Here is a 23,848-nt window from a genome sequence, read left to right on the forward strand (position 1 = left end):
GAATGATGCTTCCATCTGTTAGACTTCTTTTAGAATTGTTAAAAAAAGGCTTAAATCAGCCCTGCATCTTTACATTCCAGTTTGATATAAGCATAGAAAATCGGCGCAACAATCAGACCGCTAAGTCCAAAAATCGACTCAAAAATCAGCATCGCCAATAACACTTCCCATGCACTGGCATTGATTTTGGTACCAATGATTTTAGCATTGACGAAATATTCCAGCTTATGAATGATCACCAGATAGGCCAATGCGATGGCCGCCACGGACAGGGAAATGGTCAAACCCGCCATAATGATCAAGGTATTTGAAATCAAATTGCCAATAATCGGCAGTAGACCAAAAATAAAGGTCAGAATGGTCAGTGTTTTGGCAAAAGGTAAATGGATATTGAAGATTGGCAGAACGATAAAGACAAAGATCATAAATAATACGGTATTGATCAGTGAAATTTTCACTTGAGCAAAGACCACATTTTTAAAAGAAACGGAAAGCTTTTGAATACGATGCAGCACAGCCGCTTTAAATGCAGGTTGTGGCGCATGTTGTTTAAAATTCTGGATCGACACCAAAATCCCGACAATCAGACCAATCACCATTGTCGCCAGATTATGCAGAATATCGGTCCCTGTATTTTTGACGATCGAAATATTATTTTTGATAAAAGACAGAATCTGATTCTTGATATCCGCCACGCTATGCGGCAAATAACCTGGCAGGTAATGACTCATTTCCTCTTGGAATTTAATTAGTGTTTGATCGATCTTAAAGTTAAAGGAATTCAGTCCAGTCCCTTTTAAATCATAGATCACAAAGCTAATTAAACTGGTAATAAAAAAGCCAATCAGGAAGGTGGTTAAAATACCCAGGATAATACTGATAAAGATACGTGCGCGTTGACCATCAATATGTTTTTCAACAATTGAACTTAAACTGTTAATAATTTCAAAGACCAGAAAACCTGCAAAAAAACTCGGAAGTAAATGCAGGGGAATGACCATCATTAAAAACAAAGCCATCAGGATAAAGCTGGCGATGATACTTTGACGGTCACTGAGTAGATTCATGCTCTAGATGCCTAGTTTAAGTTGTTGTTATGTTAAAGAACAAACATATGATTTTGATGACATCTATCCTATTGTGCTGCGATCAATTAATCAATTTCCATTTCATTGATATGACGCGCGCCTTCTAGAATCATACGAATCATGACCATGGTTTGTTCTGCTACTTCAGTACGTTGTTCCGCAGGCAGATCCAGCACTTTTGCACCCATGTTGAACACCAATTGCGTAATAGCTTTGGCTGCAAGATCAGCATGACTGAGCTTACTGTTATTCAAACGTTCTAAACGAATTAGGTCTTCTTGCAGCTCTTGCTGAAAGAAGTTGAGTTGACGGTCAACCGCTGCTTTATAAGAAGTAGAACCCGTGTAGCCTTCGCGTAATAACAAACTCAGATTGCCTTCGTCGGTATTCAATTGTTGAATAAACACTTCAACCGAACTACGGATAATGCTTTGCTGCTTTGAAGCCTGTAAACGCGCTTCACGAATAATACGGCGTAGTACCAAGCCAGATTGATCAATCAAGGCAATTGCCAGTTCATCAATGTCTTTAAAATGACGATAGAAACTATTTGGTGCAATACCTGCTTCGCGTGCAATCTCACGTAAGCTGAGTGAGGCGATACTTTTTTGTGGGCCAATCAAATTGAGCGTGGCTTGAAACAACTCTTCTTTGGTAATGGTTGCTTTTCTACCTACTGAGCGCACAGGAGTTTTCATAGGAATGACATCTTGTTCGTTTAAGTTGTCATGGCCGAGTGGTAAAAAAGAAGAATGAACCATTGTTTTCAATATATAAGTAAGCTACTCGGGATTATAACGATTGTCTGTGGACTTGTGAAATGTAAATTCTTATACGAGTGTATATACAAATATATATACATATGTATAATAATTAGCAAACAACCAGAGTAAACCTGCTCATGCAAGCAATTGAAAAGAGAAATTCTCTATTTAATTCGTTGGCTCACAGTGTGATGAACAGCCATGACGCCAATTTTTGGTTACAGAAAATCAATCCATTGTGGTCCATTAATCAGTCTCTAGCCAAAATCGTAAAAAAACAAATCGTGGCAAAAGACACCGTCAGCCTTATTCTGCAATGCAACCGACATGTTGCTCGTGGTGTTGCTGGGCAGCATCACCCTGTGACGGTCGATATTGCAGGTCGCCACTATGAGCGTACTTATAGCTTGATGCAGGTGGATGCCGATCATCTCTGTTTAACCGTGAAAAAAGTGGATCAAGGCCTAGTCAGTTCGTGGTTGGTTGAAGACAGCCAGACTGGGGATATCTTACGTTTGGGCCAACCTTATGGTGAGATGCAGCAGACCGTTGCGACTCCTCATTTAGTATTGTTGGCAGCGGGGAGTGGTATCACACCAATGCTAAGTTTGATTGAAGCGTTATGTCAGTCAAAACAATTGAATACAACATCCGTCCAGTTGATGTATTGGGTGAAAACCCATGCAGATGCAGCTTATGCAGAATATCTGAAAGAAGTATCTGAAAATTTTTCAAACTTTAGTTATCAAATTTTTTATACCCAAGAACAAGATCAACGTTTAAATCAAAGCCATGTTGATCAAATCAGTGGTTTAGCTGAAACCACAGTCTATGCTTGCGGACCATCTGGTTTTGCGGCAACAGCAGAAAGCCTATTTCAACAGGCTGCAGCCTTACAAACTGAAGCTTTTAGCTTGAGTCAATTTGATGTGGATGCCACAGATACGGGCTTTGTGAATGTTACGTTGACGCAGTCGAATAAAACCATTGCCATTCCTAAAGGCCAATCGATTCTGTCTAGCTTAGAACATCAAGGCATCAAGCCAAATCATGGTTGCCGTATGGGGATTTGTAATAAATGTGCCTGTAATAAAGCACAAGGCGCAACCAAAAATTTATTGAATGGTGCTGCCAATAATGAACCAACACAGCTATTAAAAATTTGTGTCAATTCAGCCCAGTCTGATCTTGTGATTGATCTATAAGAGAGTAATTGATTATGAACATGCCTGTTAAGATGGAATTTTTTAAAAATCCCAAAAATCGTGATTTAACTGCTGCAGAATTAGATGCTTTTGCTCGTGAACTGGATCAAATCAAACAAGAAGTATTAGACGATTTAGGCGAGAAAGATGCCAAATATATCCGCCGTGTCTATTCCACCATTCGATATAGCAGTTTGGCTGGGCGCGCTTGTTTGTTTCTAGGTTGGTTTCCGCCAGCTTGGTTGCTCGGGACAGGCTTGCTTGGTTTCGCCAAAATCATGGAAAACATGGAGTTGGGTCATAATGTTATGCATGGTCAATATGACTGGATGAATGATCCGAAGTTCAATGGTCAAACCTATGAGTGGGATACAGTCGGAACCTCAGATAACTGGCGTCAAACCCATAACTATAAGCATCATACCTATACCAATGTAAAAGGTATGGATGATGATGTCGGTTATGGCGTATTTCGTTTGTTCCCTGAACAGCGTTGGTCGAAATTCACTTTGATTCAGCCGATGTATATCGTGCCATTCAGTCTGCTGTTCCAATGGGGAGTTGCAGTGCAAAACCTTGAATTAGGTAAAGTACTGTATAAGCGTAAAACCATGGCGCAATTCAAGCGTGAATGGCAGCCTGCGCAAAAGAAAATCCTCAAGCAAATGTTTAAGGACTATGTGTTTTTTCCATTAATTGCTGGCCCTGCTGCGATTCCAGTATTTACTGGCAACTTGGTAGCGAATGGGATTCGTAATGTCTGGACCTTCAGTATTATTTTCTGTGGTCACTTTACCAAAGATGTTGAAGTATTCCCGAAAGCCGTATTGCAAGATGAAAGCCGTGGGCATTGGTATATGCGTCAGATCCGTGGTTCATCCAATCTGACTGGTTCAGAAGCCTTTCATATCTTAACGGGGCATTTGAGCCATCAAATTGAGCATCATTTATTCCCTGATATTCCTGCGCGTCGCTATCGTCAAGTTGCACCGAAAGTACAGGCGGTGTGTGAAAAATATGGGTTGCATTATAACAATGCCAGCTTTGTGAAGCAGTTTGGTGAAGTGGTCGGGCGTATTTTTAAATATGCACTGCCTTTTAAAAAGTAAGCCATAAGGTTGAAAAAAGCCCTGAATGCATTTGCTTCAGGGCTTTTTTATTTTATTTCTTCTTTTTTGAAATCCACATGGTGATAGTGGCATGGAAAACTTTTTCATTCTGCTGATCCACGACATCAACATTGACCAAGTATTCACCAGCTTTGTCCCAATCGTAATGCTCATCAACAGGGCTAGCAATCGCAATCAGATCGGTTTCAGCCTTCTTTAAATATTCAACCGTCATGCCTTTGGGAATCCAGCGATGGCTTGTGGGTACCGTCACTTCAGTCATGGTCCCACCCGCAAGTTCTGCCATATTGCACATCGCGATCGCATGCACCGTACCAATATGATTTAGCACGCTCCGCTTTTTCTTGATACTGATTTTGCAAGAATTGGGTTTTAGCTCCTCAAATAAGGGAGAGATACTGCTGAAATACGGCGCTTTAAGGCACAACATTCGGGTGAATGTCCATTTACCTGCAGGTAAGGCCGATACTTTATTCCATAAATCTAAAGTGCTTGCCATTTTAAATGTCCTAATACGGAATTAAATTCTTAAACAGAATATAATTCTGTTTACAAGCTGTGGTCAAGTCATACACAATAGTTCCGATTATTGGTTATTTTGATGAAAGCATGCAGGCAGCTCAGCAATTATTAGAACGTTTATATCCACAACGCAGGTCTTTATTAAAACGACAGATTTTGCTGGATGCTTTGTCGTGCTTTCTTGAATATGGTTTGGACACCACCAGTATTGAAATGATTCGTGACAAATCTGACAGTAGCGTGGGGGCGATTTATCATCATTTTAAGAATAAAGAAGGGGTGATTGCAGCACTGGTGTTTGCTGCGTTGGATGATCAAGCACAATTGCGTGACCAATACTTAAAAGAAGCAAAATCACTCAAAGAACTACTCTATGCGCTGATTTATAGTTATATCGACTGGGTTTCTAATCAGCCCAAGTTTGCGCAGTTTCTATTATTTGCTCACTTGAGTGTACGGCAGGGTGAATATCGACAAGTCTTAAATGACAAAAATAAACTGAGAAATCAAAACATCATTGGCTATATTTCAAACTATGCTGATGCCAGTTTATTAAAATCAGTGCCAACAGAGCTAATGATGTCTTTGGTGATTGGTGCAACTGAAAGTTATTGCCGCGCTTGGCTCTCTGAAAAAGTCGTGACTAATCCCAAAGCGTATCGTGAGACTTTGGCTCAAGCAGCTTGGGATTCATTACAACATTTGAGCCAAGCTTAATCAGATAACAACGATCAGGATCATTATTGATGAGAGCAAACCATCAGAAGATACAATTTACAGGGGCTTGTTTGTGTGGGGCGATCAGCTTTCAGTTCCATCTGACAAACATCAAAATGATGTATCGTTGTTATTGCAGCCTATGTCGCAAGCAGAGTGGCGCTGCATCGAATGCTGCAACTTTTGTGCAGACAGAATCCTTTCAATGGCAGCAAGGTCAATCATTGATTCAGACTTATATCAAAGATACGGGCTTTAATAGTAGCTTCTGTAAACAATGCGGATCACCTGTACCGAATGCGCTAACGATCAACCCAAAGGTGATGTGGATTCCTTTGGGACTGGTTCAGGAGGATTTTGTTGCAGCGCTTGAGTTAAATTTTTGCGTAAACTCCAAAACCAGTTGGGCTGAGACGCATCAAAAACTTACTGAATTTGATGAGTTACCCAATAGCATTGAGCTGACACATTATTTTGAAATCAATCAATAAAAAAAGCAGAAAACAGGTGTTTTCTGCTTTTTAGTTTATGGAGATTATTGTGAGGAAGTTTAAGAGGCAACCAACAATTGCTGTTCTTTCTGAGCTTGTTGGTAAGCATCAAAAAGTTCCTCTTGTTTAACTTCTTGATTGACCACACTACATACGGCTTTATCTTCAGCAGTTTTTTGGTCGACCTCTTTACCTTTTCCGCTACGACGGGACTCGTAAACAGTCCTTTGACGGAAATAACTAAAAGGTTCGGCATTGCTGATAAAACCATATTTAGAATCATGTATATAGTTTTGATAAAAGTCCATGATCTCTGGTGTTGAGCCGTTTTCCCAGCTTTGAAATTGCCAATCCGCAATTCCTAAGTAATATTCATAGGCTTTGGAAACTGGGGATAATAATCTAAAGATATTTATTCCCCCAGATTTATTTGATTCCGTAAGTTTTTTTAGTTTGTCTAATCGTTCCATTTCAGTGGCCATATCTGAAGGGCCAATAGGAATAAATTCACGGATTTTATTATTACTACGCGCTTGTTGACTGACAGAAGCAGTTTTCTGTTTCGCTAAAGCCCCATACGCCGCATAATAGACTTTCATTGAAGTGATAATTTGATCTTGAACTTTTCCTGTCGCTGGCATTTGTGCTTTGACTGCATCATACAGACGCTGTGTTTCGTTCTGAATTTCAAACTGTTCAGCAAATAATGCCCCGTATTTTTCTTTTAATTGGTCATAGTCAAACATTCGGACACCCGCACTTACAGCATCTTCCAGCATGTCTTTCAGTGGAATACGGGCAAAGTTATCATTTACATTTTGACTGCCAGGCGTATAGCCCCCCCCCACATCGGAATGCATGCCTGGGTAAACGAGTTCTTTCCAGTTTGAATTGGCAATTTGCCCATTTTCTTTATGAATTAAATCAACAGGGAAGGCAAAGCGTAGCTCATTTCCTGCAACATGATGCACACACATTTTGACGCGTTCATCAATGACCATATCCCGACCTTCAAAAGTTAAATTATTATTTAAGTTGGTCGCAGGTAAGCCAAATGAGGCCACGGTATCAAAAATTCCCATAAATTTAAATTCGATGGGATATTTCCCTGTACCGTAGGTTAAACCATCGCAATCAGATTCACATTGCCACATAAATTGATTGGTAAATGCGCGTGCTAAAGCAGCACCACGAGAGAAACCAAATGTAGAAATATTGATTTTTTTAATGAGACGATGTTGCTTTAAACTATTATCGACCTCTGCAAAGCTATACACTTTTTTTTCGTTGGCATATTTAGCCGTGTCTATTTCTGCTTTTTTCGCATTGATGATCATGACTTGCTTTAAAGCATCATTCAGTTGGTCTTCACCATAATCTAAACGTCGACTTCCCCCAGCACCTGTTCCACCTCCAGTTATAGAGTTATCTCTAGCCCAAGCATACGCTTTTTCAAAAATACTTAATTCACCATTAAAACGTGTGCCTACACCAGATATATAGATTGCATAATTTGATTTACACCCATTACTCTCACTTTCTTGTGCATGTTGATCAGCAGATTTCCACAACCTAGCGGGATTCGACCATTTCTTTTTTTCTTCATCAGCATCTTTGTTATTACCAGTACCATCAAAAAAAACTGAAATATGGACTACATCTGAACAATCCTGTTTTGCGGTAGGCGGTGTATTGGAAACATCACTATTGGTTTCTGTTGTTCTCTTTATTATTGTTTTTGTAAACATTATTTAGCTCCATTATTTTTAATTTTTTCTCGCCACTTTAATCCTTTCTCCGTTGGGACTGGCCAATTAAGAGAGGTTATAATTTCAATTGTATCATCAGGATATAAATGAACAACAAGGTATTTTTTATCTTTAACATCATTTTTATTCAAAAAAACTTGATTTTTTGCTTTATGTAATTCACCAGTTTTTGCATCTTTCCATGTAACGTCTTGTAAACCAATTTTTACGGCAGATGTATTCATGGATCCAATGGCTCCACCAATAATATGATTATTTAATTTGACGTCATAAGTATTATAAGTTGGATTGTAATTAACTGATGTTGTTCCTAAATGATAGGTTGAATTTGCTCCAATACCTGCACAACCTGCAGCACTAAAAAATAAGCTGATAGGGAGGAGGAGTAACTTCTTTAGATTCATGGTAATTCCTTACTTTCTTTAAAATATTTAATCTATATAAACATGTTTAATTTATATGGGTTAAATAACTTTGTAAGACATTTTATGATTGTATTGTAAAAACTATTAAACCCCATTACTTATTATTTCTCATGTCTTCTTGCCATTTTAGCCCCTTTTCGGTTGGATTTGGCCAATTGTTTGACGTGGTAATTTCTACTGTATCATCTGGATATAAATGTGCCGCTAAATATTTCTTACCTTTTAATTGCTCTTTCGTAATAATTACTTGATTTTTAGCAGAGTGGAGTTCACCTGTTTTTGCATCTTTCCATGTAATAGTCTGTGGTCCAACTTTTACAAGCGATGTATTCATTCCACCACCACCGCCACCTATTTCACTTCCGTTTAATTTTACCATATAAGGGCTATATGAAGGATCATAATGAAATGAAGTCGTTCCCATATTATAGGTTGCATTTGGTCCAATACCTGCACAACCTGCGGCACTAAAAACTAAGCTGATAGGGAGGAGGAATAGCTTCTTTAGATTCATGATAGTTCCTTGTTTTCTTTAAAATATTTAATCTATATAAACATGTCTAATTTATATGGGTTAAATAGCTTTAATCATTTTCTTAAAAATTATTTAGCTCCATTACTTATTCTTTCTCATTTCATCTTGCCATTTTAGGCCTTTGGGGGTTGGATTTGGCCAGTTGTTAGATGTCGTAATTTCTACAGTATCATCTGGATATAAATGTGCCGCTAAATATTTCTTACCTTTTAATTGCTCTTTTATAATGATTACTTGATTTTTAGCAGAGTGGAGTTCACCTGTTTTTGCATCCTTCCATGTAATAGTTTGTGGTCCAACTTTTACAAGCGATGTATTCATTCCACTACCAAAACCAGCTCCTATTTCATGATTATTTAATTCAACCATGTAGCTTACATAAGTTGGATCATATTTAAATGAGGTAGTAGCCATAGAATATGTTGCATTTGGTCCAATCCCTGCACAACCTGCAGCACTAACAACTAAGCTGATCGGGAGGAGGAGTAGCTTCTTTAGATTCATGGGAATTCCTTCCTTACTTTAAAATACTTAATCTATATAAACGTATTTGATTTATATGGATTAAATAGCTTTAATTATTCCTGAGAAATTTATATAAACTCACTATCTATTATTTTTTAATTGATTGAGCTGTTTAACCCCTTTTTCAGTTGGATTTGGCCAATTGTTAGATGTCGTAACTTCAACTGTATCATCTGGATAGAGATGAACTGCTAAGTACTTCATTCCATTTAAGTCTTCTTTAGTTAAAGTTACTTGGTTTTTTGCTTGATGAAGTTTATAACTATTGGATTCCTCCCATGTAATTTCTTGTGGACCAATTTTGACAGGAGAGGTATTCATGCCACCTCCAAAGCCGCCACCAATTTCATGTCCATTAAGCTTGACCATATAAGCGTTATAACTTGGATCATAATGAAAAGAGGTTGTTCCCATATAATAGGTTGCATTTGGTCCAATGCTAGTACAGCCAATTAATCCAAAGGTAAGCACAAGTATTAAAACTCCTTTTTTATGATCAACCGGTGTCATGACTTAAATTTGTCCATATGCCCAGTTGCCGATACAACCAGATAACATCGAAGATATAATGATAAGTGTAAAAAATAATACTTTGTGATTCATTTTCTCTCTCTTGGTAATCTATTTCGATCCATTCTAATAAGGCCTAAAAAATAACTGAAATTGTATTAGGCCGTTTTTGCCATTACGTTATTCATGACTTGATCCATTGTGAACTTTTTATCTTTCAAATGAATCAATTGATACTGTAAATCATGGTTTGATTCAAATTGATCTTTATAAATCAGCTTTAAACAGATGAAATTTAAAATATCACGGGTACCAGAAAGATCATAAGCCCTTGCTTCAGGAATACTCTTAACCACCAGCTGATATAATGTTTCATCATCAATTTTATCGACTAAAAACGAGTTATTGAGTTTGAGGTAATAAATCAGATTGTCAGGAAAGGTTGCTTCGACCATCATTTCTTCTTGATCAACTGAAAACTGTAGTGGCGTTTCTACAAGTGGAAGTACTTCAACTCGCTCATTTAACCCAAATATGCCTTGCAAGTTGCCTGAACGATCCCAGTACCACCAACTTTGAAGTGGTTTGAGTAAAGCTTCAATTTGTTGCGGATTAAGTACAGGGCCTGGTACATATAATGTTGTATCTGCTTTGTGACCAAGCAAAGTTGCTAAGATTAGCGGATCCCAAAAAGCCAACATCATTTCTAGGCCGCCGTCGAATTCGACATCTAAAAAATGGCGTAAGTGTTGGTATAAATAATCAAATGACAGGGGAGTGATAATAATCGTCATTTTGGTTGTGCCAGCAATCTTCTTTTCTATCCACTCCCATTCGTGTGCAGTAAAGTCTTTTGGTAATTGCAGTAAATGTGGAGAGATTTCTCTCGCCTTTTCACCACTTGCTTCTTTCAAAAGGCATTTTTGCCTTAAGTGCTCTAAAACTTTTAAGAATTTTTTATCCTGCGCCGAATCGGCCAATGCATAAATGTTTAATCCAACCTGATCTAGTGGATACTTTTCAAATGTTTTAAATAAGATTTGGAGACTTTGATTATTCAGCATTTACATTCCATCTCCTTTATTAATAAAAGCACCACGTTGTGCGGCCCGTCGAGCGAGGCATTCCCAGCAAATATTATTCGGGAACAATGGGAGCGTAGGACTTTCACTTGCACCAGCTGTAAATAGGTGCTGACTAGCTTTGGCGGTAAATTTATTTGGGGTAATCACAGTGACGCCATCACCATTAATTTTTAAGGCGCTGTCTTTTGCTTTAAATACAATTTCGGTCGGGCTATGAATTTCTACTTTACCTTCAGAGGAGGTTATTTTGACGTCTAGTCGCGCAGCAACATCCAATACATTGTCTTGTGACTGTAGATCAAATTTACCTTTTGCTGCATAAATTTTTAGGTCTTCTTCACCAGCAAAAACACTGACTTTTTTCTTGGCATTCAAGATAAGGTGTTCATCTGTACTGACATTGACTGATTGGCCAGCACCCATAGTAATACTGTCCAAAGCATTGATATGAACATCTTTTCCTGAAACTAACGATATGCTTTCTGGTGATGCCAAGAGCATTAGGGCATCTTTCGTTGCTTTTAAATCAGACCATTGTGATTCAATAGTTTTAATATATTGATCGATATTCGCAAGCATATCTGCAGCTTCAGCTTTCTGTTTAACTGCATATTCGGAAAGAGCTTTCATACTATCCAAACTTTCCGTGAAGTTTTGGACGGCTTCTTTTGCCTCTAAATGTATATCAGTTGCTTTGTCTTGGACAAATGTTGAGATATAGAGTCCTTTACTTCTAATAGCACCTGCATGATCGGTTCTGAGTTCAAAACCTTCGCCACGACCTTCACTTTCAGGCTTGTCTTTAGGATGACTTAAATTGCCTAGGTTCAGTTGGGTTGCACCATGACTGCTGTGTAACTGGGCACTGATTTGTCCTGTGGTATCGTCAAACCTCAATTGGTTATAGCCTTCGCCACCAACTTCTTTGGAACGAATTCCACTGAGTTTTTTGGTATCGGGAAGCTGGCCTTTAAGATCAAATTTAGTCGGTGAACGCTGTGCTTCATGGATGCGACCAGTCACAAAGGGACGGTCGATATTGCCATCAAAGAAGTCAATCACCACGATCTCATCTTTACGTGGTAAGAAGCGCGCACCATAACCTTCACCCGCCCAAGGGGTGAGCACATCCACCCATGCCGAATCCGTATCACTGTCATTCGATCCTGCACCACCATCATGCGCATGATCTTCTGTACGGGTAAATAGAAAACGGACCTTGATCCGCCCCCATTCATCGACATGGATTTCTTCACCATCACTCACCACTTTAGCACGTTGGACATGTGCGGTCGGACGGTGAGTCAATGGATCATATTCAGGCACAATAGCAATCGTTCGACGTACCAGCATCAATTCATTGGCTTGGCGTTCTTGTTCACTGTCTTTACTGATCGCCCAATGACTGAGACTTAATAGTTTTTCAACTTGCTCTTTAATCTCTTTAGGAAGGTTATTCTGGTTATAAAAATGCTTGCTTAGGATTAAGAACGCTTTATCTTCTTGGTGATTTTTTTCAAGTTCAGGGTGCTCATTTAACAGAAACCAATAGCCAACCTGTGTATCCCGCACACTACTATGCGCAGTAAAATATTTTGCTTGTAAGGCCTGATATTGGTTCAGCTGTTTATTGAGTTTATCTAGTTGGTTATTTCCTGATGCCGTGGCCTGATCTTCTCCTTTTAGATCACTAATCCAAGCTGGTGAAATACTCCATGCTTGTTCCAGACTTAAACTTTCATTATCTCGCTGAGCACTGTGCTGATGTGAACTGATCACTGAACCACTGGCATCTTCTTGGCTTAAACTGTCCGCCTGCCAGCGCTGTACATGAATCGCGGTGGGTTGCAATTGGCGTTGTGCAATAAAGCTGGTAATACTATCAGCCTGCTCTGTGGCATGAGAGCGATGATAGCGAATGCTTCGACGTTCAAGCGCCTTAAATTGTGCATTATCATCAATTAAACGTAATTTTTGTGGCTCGATACTTTGGCTATTACTTGAGACAATATAATTCGATTCATCAATTAAAAAGTTAATCGACTCTTCGCGTAAAATTCTGGTTAAATAGGCATAATCACTTTCATTCGATTGCATTGAGAAAGGACGAATATCGTAGTTTTTGCTTAAACCACTGCTATCTAATTTAAGACCAGCTGCAAATAATGGGCTTTTACTTTGCCATTCCTTAAAAATGATTTCACAAATCTCCACCGCACTTTTATTCATAAATACACGGCTGTTGCGTCTTTTATGCCATAAGCTGGTCGCGTCCTGCATCGTCAGTCGATAAAGACTCAAGGCACCATCGCTTTGCCCTTGGCTTGCGCCTGTAATAATCCCCGTGGTTCTAAACAGCTGGCCTGAATCTGTCACTTGATCTACAGCAACTTGGCATCCAATAAATTGTTTGAGTTCAATATAAGGGTTAGTCGATAAACAGATCAGTTCTACAGATAATCCATCATTAATGCCATGATAACCCTCTAGGCGTTGCAGCATGATTTGAGTATTTAGAGCTGTATTTGAAAACCGCATACTCATCGCACGTTTTTGAGTGCCAACGCCTAATTTATCTAAGACGTTAAAGATATTATTCAACATTATTATTGCCTTATTATTGATCGGCAAAACTTAACAGAAAGACCTGTCTGTTACAATTCTAAACTGTTTTCATTTTGTTTCATTTAGATTAAAAGTTATGTAAGAAAGGATAAACCTATCTCTAAGTAAATATTTTTTGTGATTTATTTAATTGTTGCCTTATTCTGATGTTCTAAATGAACCAATGCGATAGATCATTTCAATGATGTAAAAAAGCCGAACTTTTAAGTTCGGCTCTATCGAATTAAAAATCAAACGAGGTTTGTAAATAGTAGGTACGAGAAGGACCCACGTAGATGCCGCCTACCTGATCTGCGGAACGGGTGTAATAGTCATGATTGAATAGGTTTTTCACACCTAAGCCAACTTTTAAGCCTGATAGAGAGGTATCAGCAAAGTCATAAGCGGCACGAACACCAACGATACCGTAGCCCGGAATATTGCCATAACGACCCGTACCATCATTGTTATTTCCTGAGGCAGTTTGACGCGACTGCGCATAGAGATTGGTGTTGAAGGTCCATTGATCACGTTTGTAATCAACCCCAGCATTGCCGATCCAGTTTGAATAGAAATCCAGTTCATTACCTGAATCTTGACCTGCTGATGCGGTTGCTTTGGTATAGGTGGTATTGGCATACATTGAGATATTGGCTAGCGTATCATTGATTGCGCCTAGATTATATTTAAAGCCGAGTTCAGCACCTTTATGTTTGGTTGCACCCAAATTTGAATAGGTTTGTGTGGCATCATCTCGCTTGAGCTGATCGGCGAAATCAATATAGAACAGGGTGAATTCAAGTGATAAATAATCGTCCAGATAATGGGTGCCGATTTCATAATTATCTGCTTTTTCAGGATTTAAACCATCCATAGTCAAAACAGCTCCCTTCTTGCCATCGGTATTGACCATTTGACTATATTGCAGTGGTGCAAATGATTTGCCATAGTTGGCAAAGATATTCCATTGATCATTGGCTTTGTACATCACCGCAAAGCTTGGCAGCACAGCGTCATAGGACTTGCTGGCATTTACGCCATTCAGAACTGAATAGTCACGGTTTAACTTATACATGTTTTCATTGGTTTTAATTCGCTCGAAACGAACCCCAGGTGTGAAGGACCATGCGCCTAAATCGGTACGGTTATCGACATAGACGGCATGCGCTTCGGTGTCGCCATCCGCTTTGGTCCAGCCATAAAAATCAGTTGGGCCTGTGTTACGGTTATAATTGGCGCGATCAACGGATTCACTGCTCGTTTCTTTTAAATAACGATAACCGACAGACACTTCATTCAGCGTATCGCCCAACTGAAATGCATGTGAATAACGCGGTTCAATGGCGGTCACTTTATAATCACGTGGGGCAGTTTGATAGAGGCTAGAACCGCTGCGTTCTACACCTGCATCACGATAACTGTCGAGGTGGTAGGCGAGGACCTCAAAGGCATTGTTGTCTTTTTTATAATTATATTTGAGTGAGATGTCATTACGATTGCCTTCCATATAGTCATGGTTGCGTAAAGACTGATATGGGTTTTGCGCATACTGTGCAGGGGTTAAACCGCCAGGCATATCGACCTTGGCTTCATAACGATGTAGATTTGCTTCAATGCTTGAATAATCATCTAAGGCATAGCGGGCTTTTAACCGTAGATCATTGATATTGGCATAGTCGTTTTGATCGCGATATCCATCGCCATTCACCCCAGAGTAGAGCAAAGCAAGACCGAGGCCATTGTCTAACGTTGTGCCAACAAAAAGATTGGGATTGACTTTTAAGTTGCCATTTTCAGCCACTTCTGTGGTCATGCCAATACTGGCTGCGAAATTTTCTGGAATGCTGCGTGTATTAAAATTGATAATTCCACCAACGTTTTGCGGCCCAAAGCGGACGGAGCCTGCACCACGAACTACATCAATCGACTCCATATTGCCTAAAGTCGTTGGGGCTAATGAAAGTTGGGGTTGTCCATAGGGTGCTACCGCTAAAGGTACACCATCGATCATCAATTGCGAACGGGGTGAAAATCTTGAGGTCAGACCACGAACACCAATACTTAAAGATGCATCGCTGCCAGAGGTGCCTGAGTTCTCAGAGACCTGAACACCGGGAACGGTACGCAACGCTTCTTTCACTGAGGTTGTGCCGCGTGCTTCCAAACTTTGTTGATCAACTACAGTACGAGCGCCAGGGTGGTTGAGCACTTTTTTGGCATTGGCTTGTTCTAACCAGTTGCCCTCAGCTTGGATGGAAATGGTTGCCAGTGTTTGTATGGTATTGCTTTGGCTGTCATCTGCAAATGTTGTCGTAGCAACGCAGCTGATCAGTGCTGTGATAGCACAGCTTAGGGTAGAGGGTTTAAATTTTGAAAAAGCAACAGGATGAGAAAACGAACACTTCATAAGTTGATTGCCGAGCATCTGAAATTGGAGGAGTTATTTTGCGCCGCTATATTAATTGATTATAATTCTCATTTATAGCTATTGTTTAGTTAAAATTAATTCAATTATTACATAAAAGATATAATTTTTTTTGCTAAGAGAGAAATGTAGCGAGATAGACTGAATAAACGTGTTGATTTAATTAAGGTTGTTGGTTTGGGGTATTATCCACTGCAAAAGAGATAAAAACGCCGAACTTAAACGTTCGGCGTTTGATATTTAGAAATCATATGAAGTTTGCAGGAACAAGGTCCGCGGTTGACCCACATATTTACCCCCTGTAGAGTCAGATGAGCGGGTATAGTATTGCTTGTCAAACACATTCTTTATCCCACCCGCTATTTTTAAGCCTTTGAGCTGATTACTAAAGTCATAGCCTGTGCGTACGGCAAAGGTTGAGTAACCCGGAATATCACCCGTGCGACCATCTGCAGTTTCTTGGGTTTGATAAACATCACCTGAACCCGGCGCATGTTGTTTTGATTGTGCAAACATATCTGCATTCACTGACCATTGATCAACTTGATAGGCTAAACCAAGGTTTCCCACGTGGCGTGAATAAAAAGGCAAGTCTTTGCCTTCAAACTTACCAGCTTCAGAAGTTGCTTTGGTAAAGGTGTAATTTCCGTAGACCTTGAGTCCCTCTAGTGCATCAGCGAGTTGACCGAAATCATAACTGAGTCCAGTTTCAACACCTTTATGGCTGGTTGCACCCAAGTTTGTCCAAATTCCAGTCCCAATTGCATCAGGACGTTCTAACATCAGTTCTTTATCAAAATCTAAATAAAACACCGTCAATTCAGCACTTAGACCATTGCCTAAATACTTGGTTCCGATTTCATAGTTCTTAGATTTTTCAGGATGTAATCCATCAAGCGTGGTAGAAGCAATATTGGTCTTCTTGTCAACGGTTACTAACTGGTTATATTGCTGTGGGCCAAATGACACACCTGCATTGGCAAATATATTCCAGTTCTCATTGGCTTTATACAGCACCGATAGGCTCGGCAAGAATTCTTCTGACTTGATTTTTGGGTGAACTGTATTGGTGGCGGTACCATCTTGATAAGCTGTGAAATCATTGTGCGTATCAATCGATTCAAACCGAACGCCAGGCGTAATCACCCAATTCGCGAGGCCAAAACGGTTGTCGATATAAATGGCGTGCGCTTTGGTACCGCCGTCACTGGTGGTGTTGGCGATACGTTCACCGGGTGTCCCTGTGAGAGTGTTGTAAGAAGCTGTGCGTCCTGAGAACTCAGAACTTTCTTCCTGTAAATAACGATAGCCAACAGTCACTTCATTATCCATACCTGCCCAACTGTAGGCACGTGAATAACGTGGTTCAATGCCGAAATAATTATAATCACGTGGTGAGTTACTGAGTGTATTGGTGCCTTTATTACCAATGGACTCTAAGTCGCTGGTACGAAAAGAGTCAACGTAGTAACCCAATAGTTCAAAGTTATTCAATTCATCTTTATGGCTATATTTCACAGAAATATCGGAACGGCGACCGGCAAAATAGTTACGACTTTGATTGGATTGGTACGGATTATCTGCAAATTGTGCTGCCGTTAAACCTTCAGGCATTTCACCACGGCCTTCATAATGATGTAGATTGACGGCAATCGCATCCTGATCGGTCCATTGGTAGGCGGTTTTTAACATAACATCATCAATGTCAATTTTATTGTTGGCTTCTCGATAGCCATCTCCTTTGCTGCCTGAATACAGTAAGGCCAGCCCTAAACCATTATCGAGTGTGCCGCCAATAAACAGATTCGGTGTGTACTTGAGTTGGTCTGTCCCCGTTGCAAACTCAGTGGTTAAACCGACTGAACCTGAAAATTCTTTGGGGATTGCCCGTGTTGCAAAGTTGATAATCCCACCGACATTTTGTGGCCCAAAGCGAACTGAACCTGCACCACGCACCACGTCTACAGAGTCAATATTACCCATTGATACTGGCGCTAAAGATAATTGTGGCTGACCATAAGGCGCGAATGAGAGCGGTACACCATCCATGAGAACGGTAGAACGTGGGGAGAGGCGTGAGGTAAGCCCGCGTACCCCAATATTTAAAGAAACATCACTGCCACCCGTACCATTGCTGTCTTGGACTTGCACTCCGGGAATTTGTTTTAAAGCATCACGAATAGAAGTCGTGGCAACCTCATCCAAACGTTTGCGGTCGATAATGCTGCGTGCGCCTGCATGTTGTTGAACTTTTTCAGCATTGGCATTGTCCAGCCAATTGCCTTGTGCCTGAATGGAAATCGTTGCAAGCGTTTGCGTTTCAGCGGGTTGTGCTTCATCGGCAAAAACAGCTTGAGATAACCCAAGTAATGAAATGGTGATGGCAAGACTGAGAGAGGAAGGCCGGAACTGTATTAATGAAGCAGCAGAACGAGATGTAATTTTCATAACTGTGGTCAATACTGTAAATTTCCCGAATATTAATCAGTTATTGCATCGAATGAAATAAGAACCATTATCACTTATAACTATGAAATGAGTTAAGTTAATTGTTTTTTTACTCAAGATATTTTTGGCTATTTCAAACAATAAAAAACCGTGCTTGAGCACGGTTTTTTATTGTTGTCAGAGCTATTATTTAAATTGGATTGAACCATTGGCACTGACCGTGATTTTTGATTCACCTGCTGCCATATCCTGAGCAGGGGCTGCTTCAGCCATGGCAAACTTGGCCATGCCACCGCGCATCATTGGTTGCGGGAAGTAGTTGCTGGTATTCAGATTTAAACTGACAAGGTTATATTGGCCTTTATTCCATGCTTGGGTGATGGCTTGTGCACGTTGTTGAAAGTTTTTTGATGCTTCGATCATCAGCTCATTTTCAACTTTTTTACGTTGCTCATCCGATACGGTGAAATTAATCGACTGGGTCTGGAAACTTTGCTGTAATTCGCTGATCAACTGGCTTGCGGCTTTAAAGTCTTTACTTTCCAGCTGGATTTCCGCGCGAGCACGCCATTCTTTCAATTTATTGCTGTCATTGTCATACACTGGGTAAGTACTTTGGGCACCTGTTTCGACTTTGACCTGTGAATATTTACGTGCAATCGCTTGTGCTTGATTCATCAGCTGGTTGATCTGATTAGAGAGTTCAGCAGGTTGTTTATGACTTTTCTCAACAAACAGAACGGCACGCATTTCATCATTGGCAACCTGTCGTGAGGCATCCGCTTGGATATTGACGATGTTGTAGTTCAAGTTCTCCGTCTCGTGAGCAAAAAGGCTTGGGCTCAATGCTGCCCCGATCATTAATGTAGCAAGTGCTAAAGTACGCATAAAAATGTCCTTAGAATTTGATATCGAAAATTTATTTTTACCAGTTCGATATTAAAAAGAACTGATGGGGAACTTCTGCATATTTTGTGGTGACTTTGTAAGAGATTAGCAGTGTTTTGCAACAGAAAAATAAAACAAAAGATATTAAAAATCAGTTTATTAGCTGGGGTAATTTGACCATTTATCTAAAAACGCAGGCGGGATTAAAAAAAGCTTACTTTCTTTAGCTTGTCACATAGTATGATGATAATCCATCATAGTTATTGGAATGAAATATTTTTTCAATAATTTAGATGCATGTAAGACACAAAAAGTGTTTATTTTATTTCAAAATTAGGTATCATCTCGCTCCTAGTTGAAAGATATAAACAAGTGTCTGCACTAGATTCTAAAAAGCACCGAGTCAAACGACCGCAAGTCACCAGACTTATTTCTTTTACCCATATCAGAGATGGTAATTCGATATGAGCGTTACTTCCGTAAATCCTGCCGCTAATGCAACTAACGAATATTATCTGACTCGCCAAAGTCAGATGGAATCGAATGTTCGTAGTTATCCACGTAAATTACCGTTAGCGATAGCAAAAGCACAAGGCTGTTGGGTTACTGATGTTGAAGGTACAGAGTACCTTGATTGTTTAGCTGGGGCAGGAACATTGGCTTTGGGCCATAATCATCCTGCGGTGATTCAAAGTATTCAAGACACATTGGCAAGCGGTTTGCCATTGCATACTTTAGACTTAACGACTCCTTTAAAAGATGCGTTTACTGAAGCGCTTTTGGCTTATTTGCCAGGCGGTCAAGAAGAATATTGCCTACAATTCTGTGGTCCATCTGGTGCAGATGGTACAGAAGCAGCGATTAAATTAGCGAAAACTTATACGGGTCGTAGCACAGTGATTAGTTTCTCTGGTGGCTACCATGGTATGACGCACGGCGCGCTTGCAATGACAGGTAACCTGTCAGCGAAGAATGCGGTCAATGGCTTAATGCCAGGCGTGCAATTTATGCCATACCCACATGAATATCGTTGCCCACTTGGTTTAGGTGGGGAAGCAGGTGTTGACGCTTTAACTTACTTCTTTGAAAACTTCATCGAAGATGTTGAAAGTGGTGTAACTAAGCCTGCAGCTGTGATCCTTGAAGCGATTCAAGGTGAAGGTGGTGTTGTTACTGCACCAGTAAAATGGTTGCAAAAAATCCGTGAAGTGACTGAAAAGCACAACATCGTTTTAATCTTGGACGAAGTTCAAGCTGGTTTTGCACGTTCAGGTAAAATGTTTGCCTTTGAACATGCTGGAATCGAGCCTGATGTTGTAGTGATGTCTAAAGCGGTCGGTGGTAGCTTACCACTTGCAGTATTAGGTATTAAACGTAAGTTTGATGCTTGGCAGCCTGCGGGTCACACGGGTACTTTCCGTGGTAACCAACTTGCGATGGGTACAGGTTTAGCATCACTTCAAGTGATCAAAGAACAAAACCTTGCTCAAAATGCGCAAGAGCGTGGTGATTTCTTACAAGCTGAGTTCAAGAAACTTGCGCAAGAATTCCCATGTATTGGTAACGTACGTGGTCGTGGTTTGATGATCGGTGTAGAGATCGTTGACGAGCGTAAACCTGCGGACCATATGGGTTCATTACCTGCGGACGCTCAATTGGCTGCTGCAATTCAGACGGCTTGTTTCAACAATAAATTATTGCTTGAAAAAGGTGGTCGTAACGGTACCGTTATCCGTTTACTTTGCCCGTTGATTATCAATCAAGAAGAATGCGTAGAGGCGGTTGCTCGCTTCAAGAAAGCTGTTGCTGAAGCATTAAAAGCAGTACGAGGCTAATTCATGGTTGATTTTGCAGAACATCGTAAAGCGTTACTCTGCAATGATGCTCAATCTATTGCTGACTATCAGTCAGCAATGGGCGAGGCGGTAACTGCCGTTTCAGCATGGTTGCAAAATGATAAAATGTACACTGGTGGTAGCATTAAAGATTTGCGCGAAGCAATCTCTTTTGCACCTTCAAAACAAGGTTTAGGTGTACAGCAATCATTACAACGTATGGTTGAGCTTTTCCTCAATAAAAGCTTAAAAGTACATCACCCACATTCACTTGCACACTTACACTGCCCAACTATGGTGATGAGCCAGATTGCGGAAGTGTTGATCAATGCAACCAACCAGTCGATGGACTCATGGGATCAAAGCCCAGCGGGTTCTTTGATGGAAGTGCAACTCATTGATTGGCTTCGCCAAAAAGTGGGCTATGGTGCAGGTCAAGCAGGTGTGTTCACGTCTGGCGGTACACAGTCAAACTTGATGGGTGTATTGCTGGCACGTGACTGGTGCATCTCGAAAAACTGGAAAGACGAAAATGGTAAGCCATGGTCGGTTCAGCGTGATGGTATTCCAGCAGAAGCAATGAAGAACGTCAAAGTCATTTGTTCTGAAAATGCACATTTCTCTGTGCAAAAGAACATGGCGATGATGGGGATGGGCTTCCAGTCTGTTGTCACTGTTCCTGTGAATGAAAATGCACAGATGGATGTTGATGCACTGGAAAAAACCATGGCGCATCTTCAGTCTGAAGGCAAAATCGTAGCCTGTGTTGTTGCAACTGCAGGTACGACAGATGCTGGTGCGATTGATCCACTCAAGAAAATCCGTGAAATTACCACGAAGTATGGTTCATGGATGCATATTGATGCAGCTTGGGGCGGTGCACTGATTCTTTCAAATGACCATCGTGCAATGTTAGATGGAATTGAATTATCAGACTCAATCACGCTTGACTTCCATAAGCATTATTTCCAAAGCATTAGCTGTGGCGCTTTCTTGTTGAAAGACGAAGCAAACTATCGCTTTATGCATTATGAAGCAGAATATTTAAACTCTGCGTATGACGAAGAACACGGTGTACCTAACCTCGTGTCTAAATCATTACAAACGACACGTCGTTTTGATGCATTGAAATTATGGATGACGGTTGAAGCATTAGGCGAAGAGCTTTATGGTTCGATGATTGACCATGGTGTAAAACTAACACGTGAAGTTGCAGATTATATTAAAGCAACAGCGGGTCTTGAATTGTTGGTTGAACCACAATTCGCTTCAGTCCTGTTCCGTGTGGTACCAGAAGCTTATCCGGCTGAATTTATCGATAGCTTGAACCAAAACGTGGCAGATGAACTGTTTGCTCGTGGTGAGGCGAATATTGGTGTAACCAAAGTCGGTAATGTTCAATCATTGAAGATGACCACTTTAAGCCCAGTTGCAACGCTTGAAAATGTTCAAAACTTGCTTGCACTTGTGTTGGCAGAAGCTGATCGTATTAAAGATGCAATTGCTGCAGGAACTTATGTTCCAGCGATTGATTAATTTCAATTTGGTAGACGCATCAAACTAAAAAAGAGGTCTTGAATAGACCTCTTTTTTATTGCCTATTAAAATTGAATTTAAGCATAGACTAGGCCGCAAAAATTGGATTGAATCCCATTTTTCTTAAGAGTCGGCGATACATACTTGAGCTACGGTCTGCTGGAAAATGTGCTTCCATCGATAAATCCAGGGGGAGATATTCAGGTTTCTGGGTTTCGACAATCAGTCGATCTTCTTCAAAAATCTGTAAATTAAATGCATAAGCATCCTCAACAGGTAAATCCTTGTCATAATTACGGCAGATTGGTGCAAATAACCGAGTTTGTCGCGCGCTTACAGGAGAGGCCGCATTCATGATCACCTGCTTGCTTTGATTCGGAAAATGGATGGTCAGTGTTGCCGTAAAAGGCAGACTGATTTCAAAATGTCTGAGCCAGTTGAAATTGTCCTGCCCACGTTGCACTGTGCCAATCGGATAGCGTCCGACACTGCTGATATAATCTGCATCGAAGCCATAACTGGTTTCTGTGGTGCTATAGTCTGGTACTTCAACATCATCAGGGTCACCAAAACTATCAGGATGTACCCACGCAAAATGGGCAACATCAATAAATCCTTCGAGTTGCCGACCCGCAAAACAATTTAAATCGACAAAGGGGCATACCAGTTGTTGGTAGTCTGCATCCTCCCAGTAGGGCATGTTAGGAATAACGGGTTGCTCATTCGGGCGAGCTGCTAAGCAACACCATATCAGTCCATACTTTTCAGTGGCGGCGTAGGTTGTTAGATCAAAGCGTTCAGAGATTTTATGCTGTGGATGTGCTGGAATGCGATTACATTTGCCCGCATGTCCAAAGCGTAATCCGTGGTAGCGACACACAATGCCTTGCCCGTCATGACGGCCTAAGCTAAGAGGAACCCCGCGATGTGGGCAAACATCTTTTGCAACAATCAGTTCATCTCCCATTTTGTAAATCACCAGTGGCATATCCAGCAACATGGCTGCTGTTGGCTGTTCTGAAATATCACGGGCGAGCGCAATCGGATACCAGTGCTGAGCAAGCAGCTGCCAATCATGCTCTGAAAATGTCATGTGTACAGGTAAATCCGTATGCTTAAACGTTGTAATCACTTTGCTGTTCATCTTCTTATCTTCTGGCGCATTTGTATTGAATATAGCGAAGCCAGTTGTTCTAAGAAATTTCAATTAATTGAATGAAGTGTTGTAACTTTTAGAACGCAGAAGCTGAGATGGTATTACATAAAGGCATGCATTTGGCTTGCTGTTTAGTTGCATTCTGTCCAGAGCCTGTTGGATGGTTTTTTATGATGAGAAGGTAGAAAAT

General features: G+C 40.5%; 20 protein-coding genes. 6 read left to right on the forward strand and 14 right to left on the reverse strand.

The annotated features are described in order from the left end of the window. Positions 1 to 50: 50 nt before the first annotated feature. Positions 51 to 1,067 (reverse strand): AI-2E family transporter, encoded by a 1,017-nt coding sequence (locus V6E90_RS19090; RefSeq protein WP_005323024.1) that lies wholly within the window; start codon positions 1,065 to 1,067, stop codon positions 51 to 53. Between the two features lie 86 nt (positions 1,068 to 1,153). Further along, the gene (gene fabR / locus V6E90_RS19095) at positions 1,154 to 1,849 is read right to left on the reverse strand and encodes an HTH-type transcriptional repressor FabR (RefSeq protein ID WP_016541284.1); all 696 of its coding nucleotides are present in this window, start codon (positions 1,847 to 1,849) and stop codon (positions 1,154 to 1,156) included. A gap of 140 nt (positions 1,850 to 1,989) precedes the next feature. Here fabR and V6E90_RS19100 point away from each other — a divergent pair, with 140 nt between their 5' ends. Together V6E90_RS19100 and V6E90_RS19105 are read left to right on the forward strand one after the other, a co-directional pair. Next, a complete protein-coding gene (locus V6E90_RS19100; protein WP_332606198.1) occupies positions 1,990 to 3,057 on the forward strand; it encodes a ferredoxin reductase in 1,068 nt (355 codons plus the stop codon). 14 nt (positions 3,058 to 3,071) lie between these two features. Further along, entirely contained in the window at positions 3,072 to 4,166 is a 1,095-nt protein-coding gene (locus V6E90_RS19105; protein WP_070076810.1) for a fatty acid desaturase family protein, read from the forward strand. Between the two features lie 52 nt (positions 4,167 to 4,218). On the opposite strand, the gene V6E90_RS19110 is transcribed toward V6E90_RS19105, so the two are convergent. Further along, entirely contained in the window at positions 4,219 to 4,686 is a 468-nt protein-coding gene (locus tag V6E90_RS19110; protein WP_332606199.1) for a hotdog fold domain-containing protein, read from the reverse strand. 110 nt (positions 4,687 to 4,796) lie between these two features. Here V6E90_RS19110 and V6E90_RS19115 point away from each other — a divergent pair, with 110 nt between their 5' ends. Further along, positions 4,797 to 5,426 (forward strand): TetR/AcrR family transcriptional regulator, encoded by a 630-nt coding sequence (locus V6E90_RS19115; RefSeq protein WP_332606200.1) that lies wholly within the window; start codon positions 4,797 to 4,799, stop codon positions 5,424 to 5,426. A 29-nt stretch (positions 5,427 to 5,455) separates the two neighbouring features. Beyond that, complete coding sequence (locus V6E90_RS19120) at positions 5,456 to 5,917, forward strand: GFA family protein (protein ID WP_332606201.1); 462 nt, start codon at positions 5,456 to 5,458, stop codon at positions 5,915 to 5,917. Positions 5,918 to 5,976: 59 nt separating this feature from the next. On the opposite strand, the gene V6E90_RS19125 is transcribed toward V6E90_RS19120, so the two are convergent. From V6E90_RS19125 to V6E90_RS19170, 10 genes are all read right to left on the reverse strand, one after another. Continuing rightward, the gene (locus tag V6E90_RS19125; RefSeq protein ID WP_332606202.1) at positions 5,977 to 7,665 is read right to left on the reverse strand and encodes a T6SS phospholipase effector Tle1-like catalytic domain-containing protein; all 1,689 of its coding nucleotides are present in this window, start codon (positions 7,663 to 7,665) and stop codon (positions 5,977 to 5,979) included. Beyond that, on the reverse strand, positions 7,665 to 8,090 hold the full coding sequence (locus V6E90_RS19130; protein ID WP_332606203.1) for a hypothetical protein: 426 nt from the start codon (positions 8,088 to 8,090) through the stop codon (positions 7,665 to 7,667). Before V6E90_RS19130 ends, V6E90_RS19125 begins: the two co-directional genes overlap by 1 nt. Before the next feature lie 115 nt (positions 8,091 to 8,205). Beyond that, positions 8,206 to 8,625 carry a hypothetical protein gene (locus tag V6E90_RS19135; RefSeq protein WP_332606204.1) on the reverse strand — a complete coding sequence of 140 codons (420 nt, stop codon included), beginning with the start codon at positions 8,623 to 8,625 and terminating at the stop codon, positions 8,206 to 8,208. A 102-nt stretch (positions 8,626 to 8,727) separates the two neighbouring features. Next, positions 8,728 to 9,150 carry a hypothetical protein gene (locus tag V6E90_RS19140; RefSeq protein ID WP_332606205.1) on the reverse strand — a complete coding sequence of 141 codons (423 nt, stop codon included), beginning with the start codon at positions 9,148 to 9,150 and terminating at the stop codon, positions 8,728 to 8,730. Positions 9,151 to 9,252: 102 nt separating this feature from the next. Beyond that, positions 9,253 to 9,681, reverse strand: a complete 429-nt coding sequence (locus V6E90_RS19145) for a hypothetical protein (protein WP_332606206.1) — start codon at positions 9,679 to 9,681, stop codon at positions 9,253 to 9,255. 158 nt (positions 9,682 to 9,839) lie between these two features. After that, positions 9,840 to 10,745, reverse strand: coding sequence for a DUF4123 domain-containing protein (locus V6E90_RS19150; RefSeq protein ID WP_332606207.1), 906 nt, complete (start codon positions 10,743 to 10,745; stop codon positions 9,840 to 9,842). Next, positions 10,746 to 13,370 (reverse strand): type VI secretion system Vgr family protein, encoded by a 2,625-nt coding sequence (locus tag V6E90_RS19155; protein ID WP_332606208.1) that lies wholly within the window; start codon positions 13,368 to 13,370, stop codon positions 10,746 to 10,748. It abuts the gene before it with no gap. Between the two features lie 244 nt (positions 13,371 to 13,614). After that, positions 13,615 to 15,795: a TonB-dependent receptor family protein gene (locus V6E90_RS19160; RefSeq protein ID WP_332606209.1), complete on the reverse strand. Its 2,181-nt coding sequence runs from the start codon at positions 15,793 to 15,795 to the stop codon at positions 13,615 to 13,617. Between the two features lie 240 nt (positions 15,796 to 16,035). Beyond that, the gene (locus tag V6E90_RS19165) at positions 16,036 to 18,243 is read right to left on the reverse strand and encodes a TonB-dependent receptor family protein (RefSeq protein WP_332606210.1); all 2,208 of its coding nucleotides are present in this window, start codon (positions 18,241 to 18,243) and stop codon (positions 16,036 to 16,038) included. A gap of 186 nt (positions 18,244 to 18,429) precedes the next feature. Continuing rightward, positions 18,430 to 19,131, reverse strand: coding sequence for an SIMPL domain-containing protein (locus tag V6E90_RS19170; RefSeq protein WP_332606211.1), 702 nt, complete (start codon positions 19,129 to 19,131; stop codon positions 18,430 to 18,432). A 464-nt stretch (positions 19,132 to 19,595) separates the two neighbouring features. On the opposite strand from V6E90_RS19170, the gene V6E90_RS19175 reads away from it, so the two are divergent. After that, positions 19,596 to 20,966: a diaminobutyrate--2-oxoglutarate transaminase gene (locus V6E90_RS19175; RefSeq protein ID WP_004652118.1), complete on the forward strand. Its 1,371-nt coding sequence runs from the start codon at positions 19,596 to 19,598 to the stop codon at positions 20,964 to 20,966. Between the two features lie 3 nt (positions 20,967 to 20,969). Further along, on the forward strand, positions 20,970 to 22,502 hold the full coding sequence (locus tag V6E90_RS19180; RefSeq protein ID WP_005269954.1) for a pyridoxal phosphate-dependent decarboxylase family protein: 1,533 nt from the start codon (positions 20,970 to 20,972) through the stop codon (positions 22,500 to 22,502). Positions 22,503 to 22,590: 88 nt separating this feature from the next. Here the strand turns inward: V6E90_RS19180 and V6E90_RS19185 are convergent, their stop codons facing one another. Beyond that, the gene (locus tag V6E90_RS19185) at positions 22,591 to 23,646 is read right to left on the reverse strand and encodes an aromatic ring-hydroxylating dioxygenase subunit alpha (RefSeq protein ID WP_332606212.1); all 1,056 of its coding nucleotides are present in this window, start codon (positions 23,644 to 23,646) and stop codon (positions 22,591 to 22,593) included. Positions 23,647 to 23,848: the final 202 nt, after the last annotated feature.

Source organism: Acinetobacter sp. ESBL14 (assembly GCF_036668815.1).
Classification (GTDB): Bacteria; Pseudomonadota; Gammaproteobacteria; order Pseudomonadales; family Moraxellaceae; genus Acinetobacter; species Acinetobacter gyllenbergii.

Excerpts from the sequence above, each read along its gene's own strand:
- V6E90_RS19170 (WP_332606211.1), bottom strand. The coding sequence starts at position 19,131 with ATGCGTACTTTAGCACTTGCTACATTAATGATCGGGGCAGCATTGAGC.
- V6E90_RS19125 (WP_332606202.1), bottom strand. The coding sequence starts at position 7,665 with ATGTTTACAAAAACAATAATAAAGAGAACAACAGAAACCAATAGTGAT.
- V6E90_RS19150 (WP_332606207.1), bottom strand. The coding sequence starts at position 10,745 with ATGCTGAATAATCAAAGTCTCCAAATCTTATTTAAAACATTTGAAAAG.
- V6E90_RS19110 (WP_332606199.1), bottom strand. The coding sequence starts at position 4,686 with ATGGCAAGCACTTTAGATTTATGGAATAAAGTATCGGCCTTACCTGCA.
- V6E90_RS19165 (WP_332606210.1), bottom strand. The coding sequence starts at position 18,243 with ATGAAAATTACATCTCGTTCTGCTGCTTCATTAATACAGTTCCGGCCT.
- V6E90_RS19105 (WP_070076810.1), top strand. The coding sequence starts at position 3,072 with ATGAACATGCCTGTTAAGATGGAATTTTTTAAAAATCCCAAAAATCGT.
- V6E90_RS19175 (WP_004652118.1), top strand. The coding sequence starts at position 19,596 with ATGAGCGTTACTTCCGTAAATCCTGCCGCTAATGCAACTAACGAATAT.
- V6E90_RS19145 (WP_332606206.1), bottom strand. The coding sequence starts at position 9,681 with ATGACACCGGTTGATCATAAAAAAGGAGTTTTAATACTTGTGCTTACC.
- V6E90_RS19180 (WP_005269954.1), top strand. The coding sequence starts at position 20,970 with ATGGTTGATTTTGCAGAACATCGTAAAGCGTTACTCTGCAATGATGCT.
- V6E90_RS19160 (WP_332606209.1), bottom strand. The coding sequence starts at position 15,795 with ATGCTCGGCAATCAACTTATGAAGTGTTCGTTTTCTCATCCTGTTGCT.
- V6E90_RS19155 (WP_332606208.1), bottom strand. The coding sequence starts at position 13,370 with ATGTTGAATAATATCTTTAACGTCTTAGATAAATTAGGCGTTGGCACT.
- fabR (WP_016541284.1), bottom strand. The coding sequence starts at position 1,849 with ATGGTTCATTCTTCTTTTTTACCACTCGGCCATGACAACTTAAACGAA.
- V6E90_RS19140 (WP_332606205.1), bottom strand. The coding sequence starts at position 9,150 with ATGAATCTAAAGAAGCTACTCCTCCTCCCGATCAGCTTAGTTGTTAGT.
- V6E90_RS19090 (WP_005323024.1), bottom strand. The coding sequence starts at position 1,067 with ATGAATCTACTCAGTGACCGTCAAAGTATCATCGCCAGCTTTATCCTG.
- V6E90_RS19130 (WP_332606203.1), bottom strand. The coding sequence starts at position 8,090 with ATGAATCTAAAGAAGTTACTCCTCCTCCCTATCAGCTTATTTTTTAGT.
- V6E90_RS19135 (WP_332606204.1), bottom strand. The coding sequence starts at position 8,625 with ATGAATCTAAAGAAGCTATTCCTCCTCCCTATCAGCTTAGTTTTTAGT.
- V6E90_RS19185 (WP_332606212.1), bottom strand. The coding sequence starts at position 23,646 with ATGAACAGCAAAGTGATTACAACGTTTAAGCATACGGATTTACCTGTA.
- V6E90_RS19120 (WP_332606201.1), top strand. The coding sequence starts at position 5,456 with ATGAGAGCAAACCATCAGAAGATACAATTTACAGGGGCTTGTTTGTGT.
- V6E90_RS19115 (WP_332606200.1), top strand. The coding sequence starts at position 4,797 with ATGCAGGCAGCTCAGCAATTATTAGAACGTTTATATCCACAACGCAGG.
- V6E90_RS19100 (WP_332606198.1), top strand. The coding sequence starts at position 1,990 with ATGCAAGCAATTGAAAAGAGAAATTCTCTATTTAATTCGTTGGCTCAC.